Source organism: Treponema sp. Marseille-Q4130 (assembly GCF_014334325.1).
Lineage (GTDB): Bacteria > Spirochaetota > Spirochaetia > Treponematales > Treponemataceae > Treponema_D.
In genome coordinates, this window is sequence record NZ_JACSET010000004.1 from 156,070 (window position 1) to 177,880 (window position 21,811).

At 42.5% G+C, this 21,811-nt stretch carries 20 protein-coding genes and 2 pseudogenes; 20 read left to right on the forward strand and 2 right to left on the reverse strand.

Annotated features, from left to right (window positions below):
* Positions 1 to 14: 14 nt before the first annotated feature.
* Together aroF and thrA are read right to left on the reverse strand one after the other, a co-directional pair.
* A complete protein-coding gene (gene aroF / locus H9I36_RS05885; protein ID WP_187384451.1) occupies positions 15 to 1,988 on the reverse strand; it encodes a 3-deoxy-7-phosphoheptulonate synthase in 1,974 nt (657 codons plus the stop codon).
* Between the two features lie 33 nt (positions 1,989 to 2,021).
* Complete coding sequence (thrA, locus tag H9I36_RS05890; protein WP_187384452.1) at positions 2,022 to 4,517, reverse strand: bifunctional aspartate kinase/homoserine dehydrogenase I; 2,496 nt, start codon at positions 4,515 to 4,517, stop codon at positions 2,022 to 2,024.
* A gap of 251 nt (positions 4,518 to 4,768) precedes the next feature.
* Here thrA and H9I36_RS13045 point away from each other — a divergent pair.
* From H9I36_RS13045 to H9I36_RS05990, 20 genes and pseudogenes are all read left to right on the forward strand, one after another.
* Positions 4,769 to 6,035, forward strand: a pseudogene (locus H9I36_RS13045) (integron integrase).
* Positions 6,036 to 6,262: 227 nt separating this feature from the next.
* Positions 6,263 to 6,640 (forward strand): hypothetical protein, encoded by a 378-nt coding sequence (locus H9I36_RS05900; protein ID WP_187384453.1) that lies wholly within the window; start codon positions 6,263 to 6,265, stop codon positions 6,638 to 6,640.
* Positions 6,641 to 6,926: 286 nt separating this feature from the next.
* Positions 6,927 to 7,187: a hypothetical protein gene (locus H9I36_RS05905; protein ID WP_187384454.1), complete on the forward strand. Its 261-nt coding sequence runs from the start codon at positions 6,927 to 6,929 to the stop codon at positions 7,185 to 7,187.
* Positions 7,184 to 7,666 carry a hypothetical protein gene (locus tag H9I36_RS05910; RefSeq protein WP_187384455.1) on the forward strand — a complete coding sequence of 161 codons (483 nt, stop codon included), beginning with the start codon at positions 7,184 to 7,186 and terminating at the stop codon, positions 7,664 to 7,666. Before H9I36_RS05905 ends, H9I36_RS05910 begins: the two co-directional genes overlap by 4 nt.
* Before the next feature lie 177 nt (positions 7,667 to 7,843).
* Positions 7,844 to 8,578, forward strand: a complete 735-nt coding sequence (locus tag H9I36_RS05915) for a coiled-coil domain-containing protein (protein WP_187384456.1) — start codon at positions 7,844 to 7,846, stop codon at positions 8,576 to 8,578.
* 102 nt (positions 8,579 to 8,680) lie between these two features.
* Positions 8,681 to 9,838 (forward strand): DNA methyltransferase, encoded by a 1,158-nt coding sequence (locus H9I36_RS05920; RefSeq protein ID WP_187384457.1) that lies wholly within the window; start codon positions 8,681 to 8,683, stop codon positions 9,836 to 9,838.
* Positions 9,831 to 10,742: a Bpu10I family restriction endonuclease gene (locus H9I36_RS05925; RefSeq protein ID WP_187384458.1), complete on the forward strand. Its 912-nt coding sequence runs from the start codon at positions 9,831 to 9,833 to the stop codon at positions 10,740 to 10,742. Before H9I36_RS05920 ends, H9I36_RS05925 begins: the two co-directional genes overlap by 8 nt.
* Before the next feature lie 107 nt (positions 10,743 to 10,849).
* On the forward strand, positions 10,850 to 11,275 hold the full coding sequence (locus H9I36_RS05930) for a hypothetical protein (RefSeq protein ID WP_187384459.1): 426 nt from the start codon (positions 10,850 to 10,852) through the stop codon (positions 11,273 to 11,275).
* 225 nt (positions 11,276 to 11,500) lie between these two features.
* Positions 11,501 to 11,611: pseudogene (locus H9I36_RS05935) on the forward strand (type II toxin-antitoxin system HicA family toxin); the annotation flags it as partial.
* Between the two features lie 20 nt (positions 11,612 to 11,631).
* Positions 11,632 to 12,036 (forward strand): type II toxin-antitoxin system HicB family antitoxin, encoded by a 405-nt coding sequence (locus H9I36_RS05940; protein WP_187384460.1) that lies wholly within the window; start codon positions 11,632 to 11,634, stop codon positions 12,034 to 12,036.
* A 310-nt stretch (positions 12,037 to 12,346) separates the two neighbouring features.
* The gene (locus H9I36_RS05945) at positions 12,347 to 12,994 is read left to right on the forward strand and encodes a Vat family streptogramin A O-acetyltransferase (protein ID WP_187384461.1); all 648 of its coding nucleotides are present in this window, start codon (positions 12,347 to 12,349) and stop codon (positions 12,992 to 12,994) included.
* 497 nt (positions 12,995 to 13,491) lie between these two features.
* Positions 13,492 to 13,917: a Fur family transcriptional regulator gene (locus tag H9I36_RS05950; RefSeq protein ID WP_187384462.1), complete on the forward strand. Its 426-nt coding sequence runs from the start codon at positions 13,492 to 13,494 to the stop codon at positions 13,915 to 13,917.
* Positions 13,918 to 13,987: 70 nt separating this feature from the next.
* The gene (locus H9I36_RS05955; RefSeq protein WP_187384463.1) at positions 13,988 to 16,768 is read left to right on the forward strand and encodes an ankyrin repeat domain-containing protein; all 2,781 of its coding nucleotides are present in this window, start codon (positions 13,988 to 13,990) and stop codon (positions 16,766 to 16,768) included.
* 10 nt (positions 16,769 to 16,778) lie between these two features.
* Complete coding sequence (locus H9I36_RS05960) at positions 16,779 to 17,285, forward strand: hypothetical protein (protein WP_187384464.1); 507 nt, start codon at positions 16,779 to 16,781, stop codon at positions 17,283 to 17,285.
* A gap of 50 nt (positions 17,286 to 17,335) precedes the next feature.
* A complete protein-coding gene (locus H9I36_RS05965) occupies positions 17,336 to 17,989 on the forward strand; it encodes a YARHG domain-containing protein (protein WP_187384465.1) in 654 nt (217 codons plus the stop codon).
* 95 nt (positions 17,990 to 18,084) lie between these two features.
* Positions 18,085 to 18,411: a nucleotidyltransferase family protein gene (locus tag H9I36_RS05970; RefSeq protein WP_187384466.1), complete on the forward strand. Its 327-nt coding sequence runs from the start codon at positions 18,085 to 18,087 to the stop codon at positions 18,409 to 18,411.
* A 114-nt stretch (positions 18,412 to 18,525) separates the two neighbouring features.
* Complete coding sequence (locus H9I36_RS12900; protein ID WP_255422678.1) at positions 18,526 to 18,732, forward strand: HepT-like ribonuclease domain-containing protein; 207 nt, start codon at positions 18,526 to 18,528, stop codon at positions 18,730 to 18,732.
* A gap of 411 nt (positions 18,733 to 19,143) precedes the next feature.
* Positions 19,144 to 19,560: a hypothetical protein gene (locus tag H9I36_RS05980; protein ID WP_187384467.1), complete on the forward strand. Its 417-nt coding sequence runs from the start codon at positions 19,144 to 19,146 to the stop codon at positions 19,558 to 19,560.
* Positions 19,561 to 19,666: 106 nt separating this feature from the next.
* Positions 19,667 to 20,446: a DNA repair protein RecO gene (gene recO, locus H9I36_RS05985; RefSeq protein WP_187384468.1), complete on the forward strand. Its 780-nt coding sequence runs from the start codon at positions 19,667 to 19,669 to the stop codon at positions 20,444 to 20,446.
* A complete protein-coding gene (locus H9I36_RS05990) occupies positions 20,443 to 21,795 on the forward strand; it encodes a thymidine phosphorylase (protein WP_187384469.1) in 1,353 nt (450 codons plus the stop codon). The genes recO and H9I36_RS05990 overlap by 4 nt, the downstream gene beginning before the upstream one ends.
* Positions 21,796 to 21,811: the final 16 nt, after the last annotated feature.

Below are 21,811 nucleotides of genomic sequence, written 5' to 3' on the forward strand. Positions count from 1 at the left end.
CCTCATTGCCGCGCCTATATCTTTTTTCGGCTTTCGGCATAAATGCCGAGGAGCCGCACGTCTTCGGCTTCCGCTTTGAGCGCGGTCATCACGCCGTCGACGTACGAAGCGGCGTCGCGCTCGTTTTCAGGAAGCTCCGCGTCCGCGTAAAAGCGGTAACGCCACGGCTCTCCGTGAATCGGACGCGATTCTAGCCGCGTCAAATTGAGACGGGACGACTGAAACACGCCGAGGCACGAACACAGCGCGCCCGGTTCGTTTTTTACGCAGAACATAAACGACGCGGTATTCGGCGTTGCACCCAATGCTTTATAATTTTTATCGGCCGGCCGCTTCCCGCCGTTCGAATCGACAAAGTGATTCGGAGCAATGACGACAAAGCGCGTATAATTTGCCGCGTCGTCTTCGATAGAATCTTTGAGCACTTCAAGATTATAATAATCGGCGTTGACGGCGCTTGCGATCGCGGCGTTTTCTTTCGACGCGAACTCGGCGACTTCGCTTGCAGCCGTCGCCGTAGAAACGCATTCGATTTTACTCCAATTATAACGACGAAGAAATTTCGAACACTGACTGAGCGCCTGCGGATGCGAATACACCGTTTTTATCGAATCGAGCGACGCGCCTTTGACGCCGAGCAGCGAATGCTGAATGCGAAGCAGCACCGCACCGACGATGCTCACATCTTCAAACTGCGTCAAGTTATCGTAGTTTTCGTACACCGAGCCCGCAAGCGTGTTTTCGATCGGCACCATGCCGTAATCCGCTTCTCCACTTGCGACCTTTTGAAAAATTTCACGGAACGAATCGACCGAAAGAGAAGCCGCTTCCCCGTCGAAATAACGCGATATCGCCTGCTCCGCATAGGCGCCCCGCTTTCCGCTGAACGCGCAGACGAGACCTTCCCTCGCTTTTTTTTGTCCGGACTCTTCGCGTTTTTTTTCCGCGTTCCTTAAACGCACGAGAGATTTTCCGACGACGGGCGAAAGCGCTTCTATGTCGCGCATGAGTTTATCGAACTGTTCGGGATAGAGCGACTGCGCTCCGTCGGAAAGCGCTTTATCGGGATTGCAGTGCACTTCCACGATGATACCGTCGGCTCCTGCGGCGACGGCTGCGAGTGCCATGGGTGACACTTTATCGCGGATGCCGAGTGCATGACTCGGATCGACGATGATCGGAAGATGCGTCATACTCCGCAAAATGGGGATCGCCGAAAGATCGAGCGTATTGCGCGTCGCCCGCTCGTACGTACGGATACCGCGTTCGCACAAAATCACGTTTTTGCAGCCCGACGAAAGGAGGTATTCCGCGGACATAAGCCACTCTTCGATCGTCGCTGAAAGCCCGCGCTTTAAAATCACCGGCTTATCGATTTTTCCGAGACGCTTTAACAATTCGAAGTTTTGCATATTGCGCGCACCGACTTGGTACACGTCGACGCCGTGAGCTTCCATAACGGGAATGTACTCCGACGCGACGACTTCGGTAACGACCGGCATACCGTACGCATCGCCTGCTTCTTTTAATAATTTTAAGCCTTCTTCACCCAAGCCTTGAAACGAATACGGAGAAGTGCGCGGTTTATAGGCGCCGCCCCGCAGCATGGCCGCTCCGCTTTTTGCAACGCTTTCGGCCGCGCACATCATCTGCTCCCGCGATTCGACGGCACAGGGACCTGCGATCGCCGTAATGCGCATGCCGCCGACTTTGACAACTTGACCGCGGTTCGAAAGGATTTCGACGACGGTGTTTTCGGGCTTAAACTCGCGGCTCGCCATCTTGTACGGTTTTGAAATCGGGATGACGCGCTCGACGCCGGAAAGTATTTCGACTTCACGCGGATCGACTTTGAGTTTGCCGACGGCGGCGATGATCGTCGCTTCTTCTCCGACGATTTCATTCGTTTTAAAATCGTTTTGGGCGAGAAAGAGCGAGAGCTTTTTTCTGTCGTCTTCGGAAATATTCTTTTTTAAAACGATAACCATAGCGCGCCTCCGCCGATTTTGAGACAGCCCTCTCTACTTTTCGGGATTAAAACTTACCGTGCGCAAAATATCTCCGAAAACGCCCGCCGCCGTCACGCCCGCACCCGCTCCGTAACCGCGCACGGTGAGCGGAATGGGCTGATAGCGTTCGGTGTGAAATACAAAAGCGTTTTCCCCGCCCTTTACGCCGTAAAGCGGATCGTCTTTACCGACTTCGAGCATACCGACGGTATAGGAGCCGTCTTTAATCGACGCGCCCATACGGAGCACTTTGCCTTCTTTTCGAAGATCGGCGATCTTTTTATGAAAATAGTCGTCGACTTCTTCGAGCTTTTTCATAAACTCTTCGACCGTACCCGACGAATCGAAAGAATCGGGAAACACTTTGTTGATTTTGACGTCGTCGAGTTCGATCGCAGCCCCCGCCTCTCGCGCGATGATGAGCGCTTTTCGTGCGACGTCCATGCCGTTCAAATCGTCGCGCGGATCGGGCTCGGTAAAGCGGAGCTCTTTCGCTTCTTGTACCGCTTTGCTGAACGGCACGTCTTCGTCGAGCCGTCCGAAAATATACGAAAGAGATCCCGACATGATGCCCGTAAAGCCCGTAAGCTTATCTCCGCTTTTAAATAAATTCTGCAGCGTGTCGATAATGGGAAGCCCCGCGCCGACGTTCGCTTCGTAGAGAAAACGGCGCCTCATACCGTTTGCGATTTTCCGCAGCTCGCGATAATAATCGATCTTCATCGAGTTCGCCCGCTTGTTCGGCGTTACGACCGAAAGCCCCGCTTTAAAAAGATCGACATAGCGTTCCGGCAAATCGTAGGAAGCAGTACAGTCGACGAACACGGGATTAAGCGGTTTCGTCTCTTTTACGAATTTAATAATTTCATCGACGCTCGGCTTTTGCGGCGGCGTCTTTATCTTTTCGCGCCACGACGCAAGGTCTATACCGTCGGCTTCGACAAACATTCCGTCGACAGTCGAAATCGCCATAACGCGGATATCGACGTTTTCCGAAAGCAGCTTTTCCCTCTGGTCGCGGATTTGGTCGATGAGCGCGCCGCCGATCGTTCCGGCACCGAACACAAACACTTCGATAGTCTGCGCCGTGTTGAAAAAGAAGCGGTGAGCGGCGCGAACGGCGGTATCCCCGTATTCGCCGAGCACGACGCAGGACGTACAGCGCTCAGACGATCCTTGCGCGATCGCAATGATATTGACGTCTTGAGAAGCGAGCGCGGAAAAAAATCGGGATGCCACTCCGCGCTTTTGAATCATATTATCGCCGACGATCGAAACGATTGCGCAGTTTTTTTCCACCTCTATCGGATTGATGACGCCGTCACTTATTTCGAGTTCGAATTCCGCTTTCAACGCATCGAGGGCGCGGTCGGCTTCCGTATCGCGGATACAAAACGAAATCGTATACTCCGACGACGACTGCGTAATGAGCAAAATCGAAATCGATGCGCGGGAAACGGCGGCAAAGATTCTGCTTGCCATACCGGTTCTTCCGCGCATATTCGTTCCGCTCACGCTCAGCATCGCCGTATTTTTCAAACACGAAATGCCGCGAACATCTCCGACTTTTTTTTCGCTTTCAAAAGGGCCGCGTCCGATCCTCGTACCGCGGGCATCGGGACGGTGACTGTTTTTGCTCCACGCTTCGATATCTTTTGCCGCAAGCGGCGCGATCGTTTTCGGGTGAAGCACTTTGCTTCCGAAAAACGCGAGTTCGAGCGCTTCTTCGTAGCTCATGTCATCGACGAGGATCGCGTCTTTTACGACGCGCGGATCGGCCGTATAGATGCCGTCGACGTCCGTCCAAAATTCCACTTTCGAAGAACCGAGCGATGCGGCGATAATCGAAGCGGAAAAATCGGAACCGTTTCTGCCGAGCAGTCCCGGAACGGGAGCGCAGCCGGTACCGCGTATCCACGAGCAGATAAAGCCCGGAAACAATAAAATGCGTGTCTGTGATTGATTTTCTCCGTCGCGGTACGGCAGCATCGCTTCGGCACACTTTGCGTAATCGGGATCCCCTTCTCTGTGATTGCCCGTCGTAAAGATGAATTTCCGCGAATCGAGCAAAATGACGCTCTGCCCTTTTGCGAGCAAAACCGCTTTCATGATCGGCGCGCTTAAAAGCTCTCCCATGCCCATGATGCGGCAGTGAACGGTACCCGGGCATTCGCCGAAAGACACGCAGCCGGTTAATAATTTTTCGTATTCTTCGAAAATCGGCTCGAGCTCTTTTAAAACGGATGCGGCATCGAAAGACGGAAGCTTTGACTGGAGTTCCGAACAGATATCAGAATGCACCGCCTTCAGTTCGTGAACGAAATTTTCTGCATGCATGCCTTTTACGCACGCGTCGATGCTTTCCTGCAATTTATTCGAAACACCCGCGACGGCGGAAACGACGACGCTTACGCGCCCTGCTTCCGCGCGAGAGATAATAATGTCCGCGGATGAAAGGATGCGGCGTGCGCTTTCCATCGACGTGCCGCCGAATTTTAAAGTAATCATAATTTTCCTCTTAAAAGATATTGTATATGATAACAAAAAGGACGTGCGTACTCAATACGGGGATTTAACATAGGAAATTTATTGTATTGTGTGCGGGAATTTTCTGCTTTCCGCAAAAGGTACTTTATACGAAGATTCCCTTTTACGATCGCGGACAGATCCTTTGATGTGATATAATCAAACTATAGTGGAAGCCTGTCAATAGTTTGTTATATTTAATAGAGGTAATGACATATGAAAGGAGGTTTTTTATGTTTGTTGAAATTCGACCTTATGAAAAAGAGTACTTATCGGTACATTTTAAAGCAAGGGGCGAAGATTTTGCTAAAATTCTGCAATCAATAAAAAAAGTACCTAATAGGGCTTGGATTCCGGCCGGATGTTTCTGGATTATACCTGCCGACCGTAATTCTTGCGATATTTTATTAAACAACCTCTATAATGAAGGTCTTTTCAGGGCTGATTCCTGCTTTGATTTTAAAAATTCTGAACTTAATAATACTGAGTCTTTGAATACCGAAATTATGGGAGAAAGGAATAATGATACTGCAAGCGATGTTCAGTGTATTTTAAATAAGTTGGAAGAAGTTATTACTGCCAAACACTACAGTAAGCGTACAATGGAGGCTTACAGCTATTGGATAAGCCGCTTTATCCGAGAACATGAAGATAAAAATCTTAAAACTCTTTCTGATACGGAAATAAATTCCTTTGTGAGCTGTCTTGCAGTGAAGGAAAAGGCTGCCGCTTCAAGCCAAAATCAGGCTCTTGCGGCTCTTTTGTTTCTATGATAAAAACATATTAGGCTTAACTATAAAGACTCCTGAAAATATAGTCCGTGCTAAAAAGTCTAAAAAGCTGCCTGCCGTAATGACCCGTGAGGAAACTGCAAAGATATTCTCTCTTTTGCCTGAAAACGATTACGGGCTTCTTATCCGTTTGCTTTACGGAACCGGAATGCGGCTTATGGAAGCCTTGCGGTTAAGAATTCAGGATATTGATTTTGGGAAAAACGAAATTACGGTACACTGCGGAAAAGGTGCGAAAGACCGTAAAACCGTACTGCCTGTTTCGCTTAAATTTCCGCTTCAAAAACATTTGGAAAATGTCCGGCGTATTCATGAGGCAGACTGCAAGGACGGTTTCGGTTCGGTGCCGCTTCCATTTGCTCTTGCAAAAAAATATCCCAATGCCGGCAAAACTTGGGTATGGCAGTGGGTGTTTCCTCAAGCACGCCGATGGCGTAACAAAGAAACCGGCGAGCAAGGGCGCCACCATATCGATCCTTCGGTTATTCAGCGTACTCTGCATGAAGCTGTTTTAAAGTCCAACATCCCAAAACCAATCGGCTGTCACACTTTCCGCCACTCATTTGCAACGCACCTGCTTGAAGCCGGCTACGATATCCGCACTATCCAAGAGCTTCTCGGCCACAGCGATGTTAAAACTACTATGGTTTACACCCATGTCCTAAATCGCGGCGGTCTAGGCATTCAAAGCCCTATAGACAGGATGTAATTTTTCTTTGCTCCGTTTAGGGAAGATAGGCCTAATCAGCCGATTGTTGATTTATTCTTGTGAACAGTTATGGTAGAAAGATCTGATTTTTTGATCCGCAGCAATTTAGATGGAAAAGCATAGGTTTTTGTGATATTATAAGGAAAGGTCGAAAGGATGTTAGGCGGACGGCTCTACTAGATCCGCTTATTTTGCAAGTACAAAGTTTACATAAAATGGAGGTCTTTATGAAAAAGAAAATTATTGTATTTCTTGCAGTGATGTTTATATTCGTAGGTTGTAACAATTTAACATCGACAGAAACAGAATATACTGTTTGGACAGACCAAAGTACATATTCTTATTTTCAAACAAATTTCGGTACAACTCTAAATGACGGAATGTATGTTCGGTTAGAATTTACATCTTCTCAATGGAAACAGATTGCTAGTTCTATTACTAGCGAAGGTCGTCATTATTGGACAAAGAGTCAAATACAGGATTGGTTTATCGGTCGAGGCTTTGGTAATTCAGAAGCTAATCAAGAGTCTGCTTGGTTAACAACTATTGACCATGGATTTATAGCAAGTCGAACAGGCAACATAGTATATTATATTTTAAAGTGAGAATATTTTAATTTTAGGTTTCAGACTAAGAAGCGATCGGAAAATTCATATAGTTAAGGAAAATCTTAAAAAAAATAGATTAATCAAAATGGATGCAGATTGGGTTAAAAAAATAGAAAAACGCCTAACACCCGCTTCAACCTGACATTGCGGACGAGCCGCAAATGCAGGTTAAGCGAATGTTAGGCACACGCCTGCGGCGGCGCGCACTAATATTCGGAATGAATAAATATTTAAGTATGTTAATTAATATTTGGTAACTCGTTTGTTTTAAAAGGAGATAAACATGATGATTTTACGAGAAGTACGTACACTTGAGGATTTGCGGTTATTCTATGAATCAGAAGCACAAAAGTTTAGCACAGAAGAAGATTTCGTAGTAGTTGCAAGGCATCTTGATTCAATTATGAATTCATTTGAATTATCTAGTGATGAATTAGACTATGTAAGAAGCAATGTTCTTTCCCTAGAGGAGCAAACAAATAAAGCAACGTTAATTAATTCAAAAAAAGCAGCCCAAATACTTCTTCGAAGGAAACAAAAATGAATGAAATAATTGAAATTGGTGGTATGATTGCTGCATTAGGAACTGCAGTGGCTGCAGTAATAGGTTTGGTTATCGCGCGCGATCAGCTAAAGAGCATAAATGATCAAATTAAAATTGCTGTTTCAAATCAAAAAGTTGAATCTTTAAAAATTGTTTTGGAAATTGAAACACAAATGAATTCAAGAAAATTAGAGTTTGATAAAGCTTCAAAACAAGTTCGTGAATCACAGGCTGTAAATGCATCAGATGAAGTTATGGAAATATTGGAAGATTACTTCAATTCTGTAAAAGAAAGCTATTTTAATTCAATGGATCGTTTATGTTATTGTATTGATCGAAAATATATAGAAGATAAAGATTGGCGAGCAGAATATCGCAATTTACTAAAAGATACGATTGATGATTACCCAGACGATTTTAATGCAGCATCTCCATATAAAAATTTGCTAAAAATCAACCAAGAGTGGCAAACTTCATAGAAAATGCCTAACAACTGCTTCAACCTGATATTTTCTTTGGCGCATTTTGTGCTGTCGCTTCGCTCCTGACGCACAAAATGCGCCAAGCCCTACAGGCACGAAAATACAGGTTAAGCGAATGTTATGTGGACTGCCCTTCGGGCAGCAAAAAGGTTTACGAATAACTAGGAGATAAAAATGTCAGTAGAAAATATAGTTACAATAATTACAGGTGTTATTGAAACGGGTGCAATAGGATTTTTGACATTTTATATAATAAATGGCTTAAAGACAAAAATTAATACACTTCAAGCTACAATTAGTCAACAAGGAAAAACAATTGAAGTAATGGAAAAAAGAATTATAGAAACTGAAAAAGTCGGAGGAATATACAAAAGCTTGATAGAAAATATGCCTAAAGATATCGATAATTATCGTGCTTTTATTTCTAAAACAAAGGATAGCACTATCATTGAATTAAAAGAAGAAAATGAAACTATAAAAGAAAAATTGAAAAAAGCAGAAGAGACGATTGAAGCTTCAAAAAATCCGAAATCAGAAATAGAAAAACATTTAAAAATTTTAAAAAAACTTATGATGCAATATAAACAAAGAATCGGAGGTGATAGTTATTTGTCTTTAAAAGATATCTGTGAATTTAATAAATTGCAAATTGAAAATTCTGTTAAGTACATCGTTGAAACACAAACCCTCGAAGAATTTATTAATAAACTTGGATTTGATGTTGAAATAAATGATGATGAAAGAATAGTTAATGAAATATTAAAAGAACTTCATATTCATAAAGAAAATATACCAGTAAGAGCTCAATGGGGAATTGATGGACATTATATATTGTACAAAAATAAGATGGTTATAAATTCTTCATTTCTCAGTAAATTAAAAGATGAATATTCCATTGTGAAATCATGAAAGCACCTACCCCCACACAAGGATGCTAGTGTTTGTATAGAAAAAAATCAGAAAAAATGGTAGGCTTAAAATATGAGCAACATTTATCCATATTATAATTCCATGATTTTTGATGATAAAACAGTTCCGCGTAATGATTTAAATATCGTTAATAAACAGAAAAGTAACCCTTTACCATGGAATGGACAATTTTCTCCTCAGTTAGTCGAAACTTTAATGTCATCTTATTGTAATAGAAATGATATTGTTTTTGATCCATTTTTGGGTAGTGGTACAACACTTTTAGAAGCAGGAGAATTTAACCTCAAAGCATATGGAACAGAGATTAATTATGGGGCTATTTGTCTTGCAAATCTTTATACTTTTATTAATATTGAATTTTCAGATCGAGTATTGATCTTGTCAAACCTTGAAAAAAAATTAAACTTAACAGAAGATAAATCAAAAGACTTTTTTTATACAATATCAAAGAACATAACAACAGATTATGAACAGAAACTATTTTCAGCTTTGGTAGTTTTAACTGATTTTTACAAAGATAATTTCTCTGCAAAATGGCTTTCATCAAAGTGGAACAAGGTAAAAGAAACTGTTTTAGCATTGCCATTTTCAAAAAACAAAATAGAAGTTATGCGAAATGATGCTCGGTCGTTAGATATTAATACTGACACTTGCACTTTTGTATTAACTTCACCGCCATATATAAATGTTTTTAACTATCATCAACAATATCGTGCTTCTGTCGAATTTTTAAATGGTAGCGTATTACCAGCAGCACAAGCAGAAATAGGCTCTAACAGAAAGAACAGAGGAAATAGATATCTTACAGTTGTGCAATATTGTGAAGATATGGTTAATGTTTTTTCTGAAATTAACAGAGTCTGTAAAAAGGACTCTCACATTATCTTTGTTGTTGGAAGAGAGTCTGCCGTTATGAAAACTCCTTTTTATAATGGAAAAATTATTACAGAATTGGCTTGCGGAGTTTGTGGCTTAAAACCTTTGTTTCGACAAGAACGAAATTTTAAAAATAAATTTGGTACTCAGATTTATGAAGATATTCTACACTTCTCTTCATCAAAAATTAATGAGAATATAGACTATCTTAAAAATTTTGTATTAAATTTACTGTTAGAATCATTCGATTATGCTCCAGAGGATAAAAAAGTATATTTAAGAATGGCACTTGATAGTTGTAAAACAAAGATTTATAAGATTCCGATATTTAAAACAGTAAATTTGGAGGTTATCAATGCATAATTTACCTTCGCCACATGGCGATAAACTAATGGCTTTATTAGACAATAAAAAACTTCCTGATGTTGATAAAGCAAATGTAAATGAGGCAATTAAACGTTATAAATCATGGAGAGTAGATATTCTCAATGCATATGGCTCAAAAGATGATAAAATTAAAATTTGTGTTGATACTCTTAATAGGTATATGAATTTTATAGAGTATGACCTTATATTTAAAAGTACAGAAAATTTTTTATACAGACAAAAAGGGCAACTCAAATTAGATAATACCGTAATGGAAGAATTTTTACCTCTGTTTGTTTACAGTATATTTACTGAAAAGATAAAAGCACAAGGATTGTCATTAGGTCCTACAACATGTATTTCCGGAATAAGATTTGATGGTTCGATTTCATCAAAATCTATTGGAGGAGATATTGAACTTAGACAGAAAGACCAAGATTTTGCAATTTCTAAAAAGCTATTTATAAAAACAAGTTTCGACAACAACTTTGATAAGTATGAACAAAAAGCAACAAATTTAGCTTTTCTAGCCTGTGAATGTAAAACCAACCTCGATAAAACAATGTTTCAAGAAGCATCGGCAACGGCATTAGACTTAAAGGAAACAGTTCCATGTTCAAAGTATTTACTACTGTGTGATTGGTTGGATATGACCCCAATAAGTACAAGTACCACAGCAATCGATGAAATAATAATTCTCAGAAAAGCAAAAAGAATATCATCATCGGATAGACAACATTTTGCAGTTTACGAAAAACGTAAACAGTATTTTGATTCGTATAAAGATTTTTTGTTGAAACATCCATATCATTTATCTGCTTTTGAACGCTTTATAGAACATATTGAAGAAATAATAATTGAGAATTCTGAAAGTGAGATTTTAGAACGAGGATATTTCTAAAAACGCCTAACACCCGCTTCAACCTGACATTGCGGACGAGCCGCAAATGCAGGTTAAGCGGTAGTTAGATGGATTGACGGCAATGCCGTCAACATTGGTGCTGAGGTATGAGAAAATCAATATTTGAAACCATAATCCAGAGTAACATAAAAAATATTTGGAAAATAATAACCGATAATGAACATTATTCGTGGCGGAGTGATATTTCGGAAATAAAAATTATTGAGCCTCATCATAAATTTATAGAAGTATCAAAAAATGGCATACAAACAGTTTTTACAATAACAGCGATAAAACCGTATAGTTTGTATGAATTTGATATGGAAAATAAATATTTTAGAGGACATTGGATTGGGTGTTTTCAGGAACTTTCAGAAAAAGAAACAAAAATCTTGTTCACAGAAATCTTGAATATAAAAAATCCTATTATGGAAATATTTTCATATATATGTATGAATTTAAAAAATATGCAGAAAAAATACATTTCGGATTTGATTAAAGAATTGGAAAAACAAAAAGTATTAAGTACTTGAAATTATACGCATAATGTGTATAATAAGATTAGATATAGAATAACAGTAAAAGAAATAGAAAAAATACTAAAAGCGGATGGTTGGTATTTTGTAGCATCAAAAGGTTCTGATAATCAACAACCCCGACGCAGAGCATCGGGGTTGTTGTTCTCATAAGGTCGTTGCAGTCGGCTTTCATACCCTTTATTACGGCGCAGAGCGCCGGGGTATGAAACCCTCCGCACGAATCAATACAAACATACTGTAAAACCCGGAAAAGTTACGGTACCGAACCATAAAGGAGATATACCAATCGGAACCGTGAAAGCAATTCTAAAGCAGGCAGGATTGAAATAAGAATATATGGAGGAAATAAAATGAAATTAGCATATCCGGCAATTATAACATATTGTGAAGAAGATAATAGTTATAGTATAGAATTTCCCGACTTGAAAGGCTGTGTTTCCGGAGGATTTTCTCTTATCGAAGCGATAGAGATGGGAATAGATGCGGCATCAGGATGGATATTAACGGAAATTGAGGAAGGGAATACTGTGCCTAAAGCAAGTGAGCCTAGAAAAATAAAACTGCCTGATGATAAAAGTTTTATAAATATGCTTATTTTGGATATGGATTCGTACAGTGAAAAATATTCAAGTAAATGCGTGAGAAAAAATATAACACTCCCCAAATGGGTGAATACGCTTGCAGAAAAAAATAATGTGAATTTTTCACAATTATTACAAAATACGATAGTAGAAAAATATGTAGGTGCTATGTAAAAACATCTAACACCCGCTTCAACGCTGACATTTGTTTTGTCACGAAAGTTGCTGGGGGCGGTCGTTGCTAGCGCAGCTCCCTTTTTTGTGCAACTTTCGCGCCAACTTTGCGCGTTGCGCAAAAACGTTTTTACGGTTTAAAACGCTAATTAGGTGCACGCCTTTCGGCGGGCAAGAAAGAAGATTATTTACACATTAAAGATAAATGTGGTAAATATATATCTGTAATAATCGAGAGGAGAAAAGGCCGGAAATGAACATATAAGATTTATATAAATTATCTTCACCATAATAATTATAGGAGTTTTATATGTTCGGTCCTCAACCCAATGAAATACACCCCATGAAGGGCTTTGATCAAGTATGTTTTATTAAGAATATAATTACTAATCCAAATATAATCGTTGGTGATTATTCGTATTACGATGATCCGGTAAATTCGGAAAACTTTGAAAATAATGTTCTGTATCATTATCCATTCATTGGAGACAAATTAATTATTGGAAACTTTTGTGCCATTGCCCGAGATGTTAAGTTTATAATGAATGGTGCAAATCATAAAATGAATTGTTTCACAACATATCCATTTTCAATATTTAGAAATGGATGGGAAAAAGTAACACCGGAAATGGAAGATTTACCGATTAAAGGTGATACGGTAATTCAGAATGATGTGTGGATTGGTTATAATTCTTTAATAATGCCCGGAATAAAGATAGGTAATAGTTCAATAATTGCATCAAATTCTGTTGTAATAAAAGATGTAGAACCATATTCAATCGTTGGAGGAAATCCTGCAAAATTAATAGGAAAAAGATTTGATAATGAAATTATTGATCTTTTAGAAAGTATAAAATGGTGGGATTGGCCAATAGAAAAAGTAACGACAAATCTCGAGATACTTACCTCAAATGATGTAAGTAAATTACGAGAAATTAGTGATATGAAAATCACCTGACCCCCGCTTCAACCTGACATTATGGACAAGCTGCAAATGCAGGTTAAGCGGTAGTTATATTGACCCTTCGGGCACAAAAAGGAATGAGCAAACAGCGGAAAATCTTATTAAAATAAAGGATACATTGGATAACGCAGTTGTCACTACATTTGAAGTGGATGATAAAATTCAAGCAACGCAGATCTTTGCTTTTCAAAATGGCAGAGAAAAAGATTTAACATCCTTAGAAATTATAAAAGCATAACATACACTTCCATCAATATCTTATGTATTCATACATAATAAGCGATTACCAGGCGAACACCGACACCGTGTCTCTTATCGGCAATAAGTAAAGTCCGGCAATAAATTTTCTTATATTCCCGAATTATACAAATTACCGATTTACAGATAATCCATATTTACAATCGGGGGACTGTACATTCTTTTTGAAAACAGCTATAGTAATCGAACGGATATAGAAATCAACCGGATATAAAACAGGAAGAGGTTCAATTATGAAACATAATTACCACACAACACTCAGCGAAGCCGGTGTCAGACCCTCGGTACAGCGCGTCGCGGTTTACTCCTATCTGTGCGAACATCCCGTACATCCGACTGTGGAAACGCTCTACGCTTCCCTGTCGCCCGAATATCCGACGCTGTCGAAGACGACCATATACAATACGCTGAAATTATTCGAAGAAAAAAAACTCGTGCATTCTCTCAAAATCGAAGACGACAAACTCCGCTACGACGCAGACATACGACCGCACCTCCATTTTAAATGCGAAAAATGCGGCAAAGTGTTCGACGTCTTCGACGACGCGAATATCACCGACTATATGCTCAAAAGCACGAACGCCCTTCCGGAGGGTTTTGTCATGACAAAGATGCAGACGAATATGTGGGGCATCTGCCGCGACTGCGCAAAGCGCTGAATCGATTTCGCTCAATCGTCCGTCGTTTTTTCCCGATATTCTAAAAAGAAATCTATCGGGAGAAAATACGATGATCAAAAAAACACTCGCATACACGGCGGCCTTCGTCCTCTGCTTTTTCATATTCGGATGCGCGTCGACTCCGAAAGAAACATCCGCCGTCTCATTGATTTTGAACGGTAAAAGCGACGAAGCGAAAAGTCTTTTCCAATCAAAGTACGATATAAACGAAACCGACGCTTCGGGGAATACGCCGCTCCACGCCGCCGCGATCATTGACGACGCGGATTTGGCGCTCTTTTTATTGATAAAAGGTGCCGACGACACAAGAGTCAATTTCGAAGGAGATACTCCGCTGCATGCCGCAATCAAAAACGACAGCTTCGGCACAGCCCGCGTTTTTGCGGAAAACGGAAGCGCTGTCTTCGTGCGCAATGCGGACGGAAAAACGGCATTCGAAGAAGGATTGGAAAAAAGCAATGCCTACGCCGCGGCGTTCATCACGCAAAAAACGGGAAGCGAGCGCGATACGGACGGAAACACGATCGTCCATTACTGCGTGGGGATGAAAAACGAAGGCGCAGTTCGCGAATGCGTCAAAAAAGGTATCGGCATCTCCACACAAAACAATGCGGGAAAAACACCGCTCGACATCGCACTCGAAAATTCCGGCGACGAAAAATCCGTCGCAATCGCAGCGGATTTGATAATGGCGGGCGCCGAAACGAACGATACGCAATTTTCCTATTTTCAAACGGCAGTTTCGGAGCGGAACTTCGATTACCGCTTCGGCGACGGACAAACGCCGCTCCACATAGCTGCGATACAACATCACAAAAGCATCGCACGCTATCTCCTCGCAAACGGAGCCCGCACATCGGTACAGGACATAACAGGTGCCACACCGCTTCACGAAGCCGTCCGCTACGGCGATATCGACATCGCAAAGGCACTGCTTGAAAACGGTGCCGATGCAAACGCGGAAGACAATCTCGGAAAAACGCCCGTCATGCTCATCATACCGGATCGGGAACAGGATGCGATGTACCGCCTCCTCATCGCATACAAAGCCGACGTCGCAAAAAAAGATGCATACGGCGATACAGTGCTGCACACGGCAACGATGGCATCACTCTCCCCCGCCGTCCTCGATCTTCTTGTTGCAGGAGGAGCCGATGTAAACGCACGAAACAAAGACGGCGTGTCGCCGCTTTTGATAGCCGTGCAAAAACGCAATTTCGACCACGTCAAATTCTATGCCGATCGCGGCGCCGACATCAATTCGGCCGATAAAGCGGGAGACACTCCCCTGTCGCTCGCGCTCAAAGACGGACAGACGATGCTCGAAATGCTCGTCAATCGAACGAACGCACTTTCACACGATTCGAACGGCAATACGCCGCTCCACACTGCGATCATCGATAATGCATCGATCGAGCAGATCCGTTATCTCGTAAGCCTCTCAGGCGACGTCAATGCGCGGAACAGCGACGGCAACAACGCGCTCTACCTCGCAGTCGAAAGGAACAACAAAGCGATCGGCGAGCTCCTGCTTGCAAAAAACGCGGACATATTTTCAACAAACAACGCCAACGATTCGCCGCTTCATCTTGCGCTGAAAAAAGGAGGTGACACGCAAGATTGGCTCGTCACGTCGCGTACGATCACTGCGACGGACGGAAGCGGCAACACGGCGCTCCACTACGCAGTCGAATGGGGACTGCAGGCGGCGGTCGTGTCGCTCATCGAAAAGGGCGCAAATCCTCAGGCTGAAAACGCAAACGGAGAAACCCCGCTTTTCAGCGCAGTAAAAACGAACGATCCCGCTATGATCGCCCTCGTCGTCAAGGGGGGCTCGTCGATAAAAGCCCGCGACCATTTCGGCAGCAGCCCGCTTCACGCGGCAGTCCGCCGGGATGCGGATGCCTCCGTGCGGGAACTCATACGACTCGGCATTGACGTAAATGCGCAAAACGTCGCCGGAAAATCCGCTCTTTCGGAAGCCGTACTCGCGGGAAAACTTTCGACGGCGAAAGTATTGATCGATTCCGGAGCCGATATAAACGCAAGCGACAACACGGGACGAACGATCCTCATGGATGCGATCAAAGGACAAAACACGGGCGTCATCGCAATGCTGCTTTCAAATAAAGCCAATCCGCAGATCCAGGAAATCAACGGACGAAACGCGTATCACGAAGCGGTGCTGACCGTAAACCCTGATGTTATCGCGATGCTACGGAATGCAGGAGGCAAAGCGCTCTCCCGCGACAAAAACGCCAACACGCCCTTTTCGCTCGCTTTCGATAAAAGCGATGACATCGTAAAAACCGTGCTCGGCACCGACAGGACGATAACCGACAGCGACGGCAATACGCCTTTTCACATAATCGTTCAGGCAAAGGGACCCGTACGAATTCTTTCCCTGCTTGCCTCTCTCGGCTACCCCTCCGACACGCGGAACGCAGAAGGCATCACGCCGCTCGGCTATGCAGTCGAAAACAACAATGAAAACTATGCGCGCATTTTGCTGCAAAACGGCGCAAATCCTTTTTCATCGATCGACAAAAAAGGGCGGAATGCCGCGACGATCGCGCTTTCAAACGGAGACGGCAAAGTGCTATCCGACATCGTCAAATACGCCGGAACGAAATCGGACATCCAAGGCAATACGCTTCTGCACTATGCGGCGCGAACGGCATCGATCGACACGATACGAAAACTCCTCGCATACGGACTCGACGCAAACGCAAAAAACATTTCAGGTGAAACACCGTATATGACGGCTCTCCGCTGGAAGCGAAACGATGCGGCGGAAGTGCTGAAAGCTGCGGAAAACGCAAAGCGATAGGAAAGTAAAGATGAAAAAAGAATTGCACGATTTTATAACAAAATTGTCTGCGACGACATTGAATGTTTCAATGGCAATTCTTATTCTGATGCCGCAGGGATGGGCTGTCATTGCGGCAATACTATCGCTTGAAGTCGCTCTCTTTTATTTTTTTCTAAAACGCGAATATGAATTTAAAAAATTATTTTGGCGATTAGCGATTTCAAACTTAGTGAGCGGAATATCGGGATTTGTATTGTCATTGTTCTTAAACGGGGGTTGGCTGGGTGTTTTTTGGTTTCCGTGGGTAGGTTCCCACGAAATACAGTTTATGAGTCCGTTTTTTATTTTATATTTCTTCATTATATTCGCGATAACTTTATTGATAGAAATACCGGTAAATATACTATTGTTCCGGAAACTCGGGATACATCCCAAACAAACCTTTTTCATTTCTCTGATAGTAAATGCAATAACAAATATCGGTTGTGCATTCATTATTTATTTGTTCAGTTTTGATATTATAAAAATAGGATGACAAAGCCTGTTACAGCTTAAGCGAACGGATATCGCATACAGGATTAAGATATGAAAAAAAATTTTTTTGTTTTTGCTGTTTTGATTTTTGCAAGCGTATCTTCTTTTGCGGGAGAAAAAATAAAATGCGTAAAAGAAACGTATACCTATCCCGAATATAATGGCGGAGTTTATACAAATGAATTTTATTTTATAGAAAACTTTGTCATTCATCCTCTTAATTTTGCAGGCAGAAAATATATTTTGTTTTATAAAGATGAAGACGATGAGGATTATCATTCGTTCGGAGAATCTTACCCGAAATATCTCGGCGGCGGAATATTTTCGGGAGCAGTTTACGGAGTCGGAGATCCGCCTGAAAGGTTGAGTAAAAAAACCGAAGAAATTTTATATGACAAAAACGACTTTTATCGTATTTTGGCAAATGAGTTCTACAGATGGTATTTAAAGAAAGAAGCATTCAGCTCCGATTTTGATTGTTTGGAAGATTTTATCTGCGGTACCATGAAAGTATTTTCAAAAGAAGATTTACGTATTTTGCGGAATACGATCTACGCAAAATACGGCTACACTTTCAAATCGAAAGATTTAAATGATATTTTTTCAAAAACCGAATGGTATACGCCGAAAGAATATTTTAATGAAAGCTCCTTCAGTCATTTGGATGATTGCTTTCTTGAAATTATTAAGCTCTTGGAAAAATGAATGTGATTTAATATCCAACTGAAAGTAGCTTACACTGAAAGTAGATTACTCTTGCGATTTTGATAAATACAAAGTATTATTGAAAGAGAAAAAATATGACAGTTTTTGAAAAACTTTCGAACAATGGAATCGATTTAACGCACAAAGATTTGGAATATATAATTTCCAAATATAATGTTAAAGAAATATCCGTATTCGGTTCTTCAATACGAAATGATTTTACAAGCGAAAGCGATGTCGATTTTCTTATAGATTTTAGAAATTCCGAAGAAATATCACTTTTTGATATACTGGATATACAAGACTATCTTCAAAATATTACAAAAAGAAATGTTGACATTGTAGAACCCGCCGGTTTAGTAAACCCCTATAGAAAAGAAGCAATAATGAATTCCAAGGAACCTCTTTATGTTGGAGAATGAGCGTGATACAAGCTATATTTACGATATATTAAAGTATTCACAAGAAATAGTTGATATTTTGAAAATCATAACAGTTTTGTAAATAATCGTATAAAAAGATTAGCGACTGAAAGATTGATACAAATAAGTGGAGAAGCCGCAAATCATCTTTCCAAAGATTTTATGAAAGAGAACCAAGATATTCCTTGGACAAAAATTATTGGATTAAGAAACAAAATCGTTCATGATTACGGGGAAATATTAACAGATCGAATTTGGCTTATTGCGTCGGAATCAATTCCTAAGTTATTATATCAAATAAAATCGAAAAATTTCATCTAGTACCTGCGGAAACAGGGTTATTGAGCTGCCCAAGAAAAAGGAGGTACGATAAAAAGCGCCGTCTGAAATATCGCCGTCGCTGGAGTCTAAAGCCGAAAAACGCCAAAGCGTTTTTCTTTTATGGGAGACACTCGCGATTTCTGTGCATTGCTCGAAATCGCAGCGTTCTTATCTCGAGTTTGCGCGGATGTTTGCAGAAGACGTGTATACATGGCGTTTTGATAAAAATCGCATGAATACGATACGCTTTATTTTGCAAACTCGACTATTGAACATGTGCGCGTACGCGCACGGCTAAAAACTTTTTCGGAAATTGATTCGAAGTCCGCGAAAGCGGACACGTAGAATCAGTTCTTTGCAGAACGAACCGAAGGCTCTAATTTCCTGCAAAAGTTTTTATGGGAGTTTTTTATGCCCGTCATTCTCGTTTCACCGTTAATATTAATAATTGCGTTTTCAGTCGGAATTGTAGTCGTAACAAGACTTTTTAATAAAAGAAGTGCATTTTCAAAGGATGAAAATGTAAATGAAACGGACGGAACACTCATATCCGTTAATATACGTCGAATAAATTTTCTTGCATATATCAATGAATATGATTATACGTATACTGTCAACGGCAATCTTTATTCAGGTAACGACACGGAAGGGTTTTTCTTTGAACAAAAACGCAATCCGCTTCCGAAAGAAAATGTAAAAGTGGAATATATCAAAACTCATCCTGAACAATCAAGGTTGAAATTTATTAATCACAAAAATGCAAGACTTCGCTTTATCCTCGCAGTTACGCTGTCTGTATTGCTTATAGTATTTCTTATACGATTTTAAAAAACATTTTCCTTAGCTTAGTGTACAAAAGCGCAGCGCTATTTGATGAGCCGATACGCTGATGCGGACAATGTACAAAATGCGATATTCGAAGTATTATTGGACCATGCCGCGAAATTACGTTACGGAGGCGATCGTTTTTTCGGTAAAGCCGCTCGGAGAACTTAACAGCTCGGTTTGCTTTTTGACAAAGGAACACGGTACGATCTACGCGACGCTCTACGGAGGGGCAAAGAGCAAACTGCGCTCCCTCGTTTCCGTGTGGAACGCGGGTACGGCGTATTTTTACTGCAAAGAAGCGGACAATTTCGAACGCAACGTAAAGATATCGGACTTCGATGTAAAGCGCTATCACCTTTCGTTCCGCGAAAACCTCTACAAATCCTATGCGGCCTCTCTCGCGGCGGAACTCGTCATCAAAACGAAGTGCGCCGGCAGTTTCGAATCGTGCTGGCGCCTCGCGTCGGGATTTTTCGACGGTCTTGAAATCGCACAAGGCAGTCAATGCGAGCGGGGTCTCGTCCGCTTTTTATGGCGCTATATGGAACTGCTCGGCATTCAAAGCGACGCTTCATCGTGCGCGTCGTGCGCTCGCAGTTTTGACACTGGAAATTTGACGGGCGATGCGGTAGTATACAATGCGGCTGAAAACGGTTTTTTTTGCCCCGCGTGCGCGACTCGTAACGAAAGCGCTCACCGCTTTACGCTTTCGCTCGGCGCCGTGCGCTATCTCGACGCGGTTTCGCATTTGAGTCCGCAGGAAGTACGCGCATTCGAAGTATCGGACGAAGCGCTGGGAGAACTCAAGCGGCTCGTCTTTTTTCTTTCGGAACAGGCGGCCGGTACCAAATTACAATCGCTTGCGACAGGGATGGGTATATTATGAAAGCGACGGATATCATTGCAAAAAAGCGCGGCACCTTTGTCCGCGGCGAAGACGGAACGCAAAAGATCGCACAAAGCACCACTCTCACACGCGAAGAGATCGCATTTATGGTTTCGGGCTATGTCGAAGGGACGATCCCCGATTATCAAATCGCTTCGTGGCTTATGGCAATCTATTTCAACGGCATGACATTCGAAGAAACGGGCATGCTCACCGACGTCATGCTCCGCTCGGGCGATGTCATCGACTTGAGAGCGGCCCGTCTTTCCGGCCCCTTCGTCGATAAACATTCGACCGGCGGCGTCGGAGACAAGATTTCGCTCCCGCTTGCGCCGATCGCGGCGTGCTGCGGCGTACAGGTTCCCATGATGAGCGGGCGTGCCCTCGGTTATACGGGAGGTACGCTCGACAAACTCGAATCGATCGAAGGCTACCGCACCGATCTCACCCCTGAAACCTTTGCAAAACTTATCGCTAAGACCGGCTTTGCGATGACGGGGCAAACGAAAAAAATCGTCCCCGCCGACAGGCTTTTGTACGCGCTCCGAGATGTGACGGGAACCGTAGAATCGGTGTCTCTCATCACGTCGAGCATATTATCGAAAAAGGTTGCGGAAGGAAGCGATGCGCTCGTTTTCGACGTAAAGTGCGGTTCGGGCGCATTTATGAAATCGATGTACGATGCGGAATCCCTCGCTCTCTCGCTCGTAAAAACGGCGTCCGCTATGGGCAAAAAAGCGTCCGCTTTCATCACCGGCATGGACACGCCGCTCGGAAAAAAAGTCGGAAACTTTCTCGAAATCGAAGAGACGATCGAATGTCTCGAAGGGCGCGGGCCTGAAGACGTTATGGAAGAAACATACACGCTTTGCAGTGAAATGCTTTTGCTGGGAGGCAAAGCAAAGACGGAAGAAGACGCGCGTTCTCAATGCAAGCATGCAGTAGAATCGGGAGCTGCCCGCGAAAAGTTTTTACAAAACGTCGAAGACCAGGGCGGGAATCCTGCAAAGCTTCTTTCGGAAATCGGAAAGAGGCGGTCGCCCCATCATACGGTACTCGAAGCTCAAACAAGCGGCTTTCTCACGCTCGACCCTCTTTCAGTCGGTCTTGCGGGGATCGATTTGGGCGTCGGGCGAAACAAAACGAGCGATGCCGTATGCCCCGATGCGGGCTTTATCGTGCATGCGAAAACGGGAGACTTCGTGCACAAGGGAGATCGCATCCTCGACATATACGGAAAAGACGAAGCCTGTCTTACGAGTGCGAAGCGAAAAATCGAAGACACACTAGCCTGCTCCGACACGGCTCCCGATAAAAAACCGCTTATTCTGAAAACGATACGGCAGTAAAAAAATTAATCAAGGA

What these genes read in the sequence shown, in the direction of transcription:
- aroF (WP_187384451.1), bottom strand. Translation starts at nt 1,988, where the DNA reads ATGGTTATCGTTTTAAAAAAGAATATTTCCGAAGACGACAGAAAAAAG.
- thrA (WP_187384452.1), bottom strand. Translation starts at nt 4,517, where the DNA reads ATGATTACTTTAAAATTCGGCGGCACGTCGATGGAAAGCGCACGCCGC.
- H9I36_RS05900 (WP_187384453.1), top strand. Translation starts at nt 6,263, where the DNA reads ATGAAAAAGAAAATTATTGTATTTCTTGCAGTGATGTTTATATTCGTA.
- H9I36_RS05905 (WP_187384454.1), top strand. Translation starts at nt 6,927, where the DNA reads ATGATGATTTTACGAGAAGTACGTACACTTGAGGATTTGCGGTTATTC.
- H9I36_RS05910 (WP_187384455.1), top strand. Translation starts at nt 7,184, where the DNA reads ATGAATGAAATAATTGAAATTGGTGGTATGATTGCTGCATTAGGAACT.
- H9I36_RS05915 (WP_187384456.1), top strand. Translation starts at nt 7,844, where the DNA reads ATGTCAGTAGAAAATATAGTTACAATAATTACAGGTGTTATTGAAACG.
- H9I36_RS05920 (WP_187384457.1), top strand. Translation starts at nt 8,681, where the DNA reads ATGATTTTTGATGATAAAACAGTTCCGCGTAATGATTTAAATATCGTT.
- H9I36_RS05925 (WP_187384458.1), top strand. Translation starts at nt 9,831, where the DNA reads ATGCATAATTTACCTTCGCCACATGGCGATAAACTAATGGCTTTATTA.
- H9I36_RS05930 (WP_187384459.1), top strand. Translation starts at nt 10,850, where the DNA reads ATGAGAAAATCAATATTTGAAACCATAATCCAGAGTAACATAAAAAAT.
- H9I36_RS05940 (WP_187384460.1), top strand. Translation starts at nt 11,632, where the DNA reads ATGAAATTAGCATATCCGGCAATTATAACATATTGTGAAGAAGATAAT.
- H9I36_RS05945 (WP_187384461.1), top strand. Translation starts at nt 12,347, where the DNA reads ATGTTCGGTCCTCAACCCAATGAAATACACCCCATGAAGGGCTTTGAT.
- H9I36_RS05950 (WP_187384462.1), top strand. Translation starts at nt 13,492, where the DNA reads ATGAAACATAATTACCACACAACACTCAGCGAAGCCGGTGTCAGACCC.
- H9I36_RS05955 (WP_187384463.1), top strand. Translation starts at nt 13,988, where the DNA reads ATGATCAAAAAAACACTCGCATACACGGCGGCCTTCGTCCTCTGCTTT.
- H9I36_RS05960 (WP_187384464.1), top strand. Translation starts at nt 16,779, where the DNA reads ATGAAAAAAGAATTGCACGATTTTATAACAAAATTGTCTGCGACGACA.
- H9I36_RS05965 (WP_187384465.1), top strand. Translation starts at nt 17,336, where the DNA reads ATGAAAAAAAATTTTTTTGTTTTTGCTGTTTTGATTTTTGCAAGCGTA.
- H9I36_RS05970 (WP_187384466.1), top strand. Translation starts at nt 18,085, where the DNA reads ATGACAGTTTTTGAAAAACTTTCGAACAATGGAATCGATTTAACGCAC.
- H9I36_RS05980 (WP_187384467.1), top strand. Translation starts at nt 19,144, where the DNA reads ATGCCCGTCATTCTCGTTTCACCGTTAATATTAATAATTGCGTTTTCA.
- recO (WP_187384468.1), top strand. Translation starts at nt 19,667, where the DNA reads ATGCCGCGAAATTACGTTACGGAGGCGATCGTTTTTTCGGTAAAGCCG.
- H9I36_RS05990 (WP_187384469.1), top strand. Translation starts at nt 20,443, where the DNA reads ATGAAAGCGACGGATATCATTGCAAAAAAGCGCGGCACCTTTGTCCGC.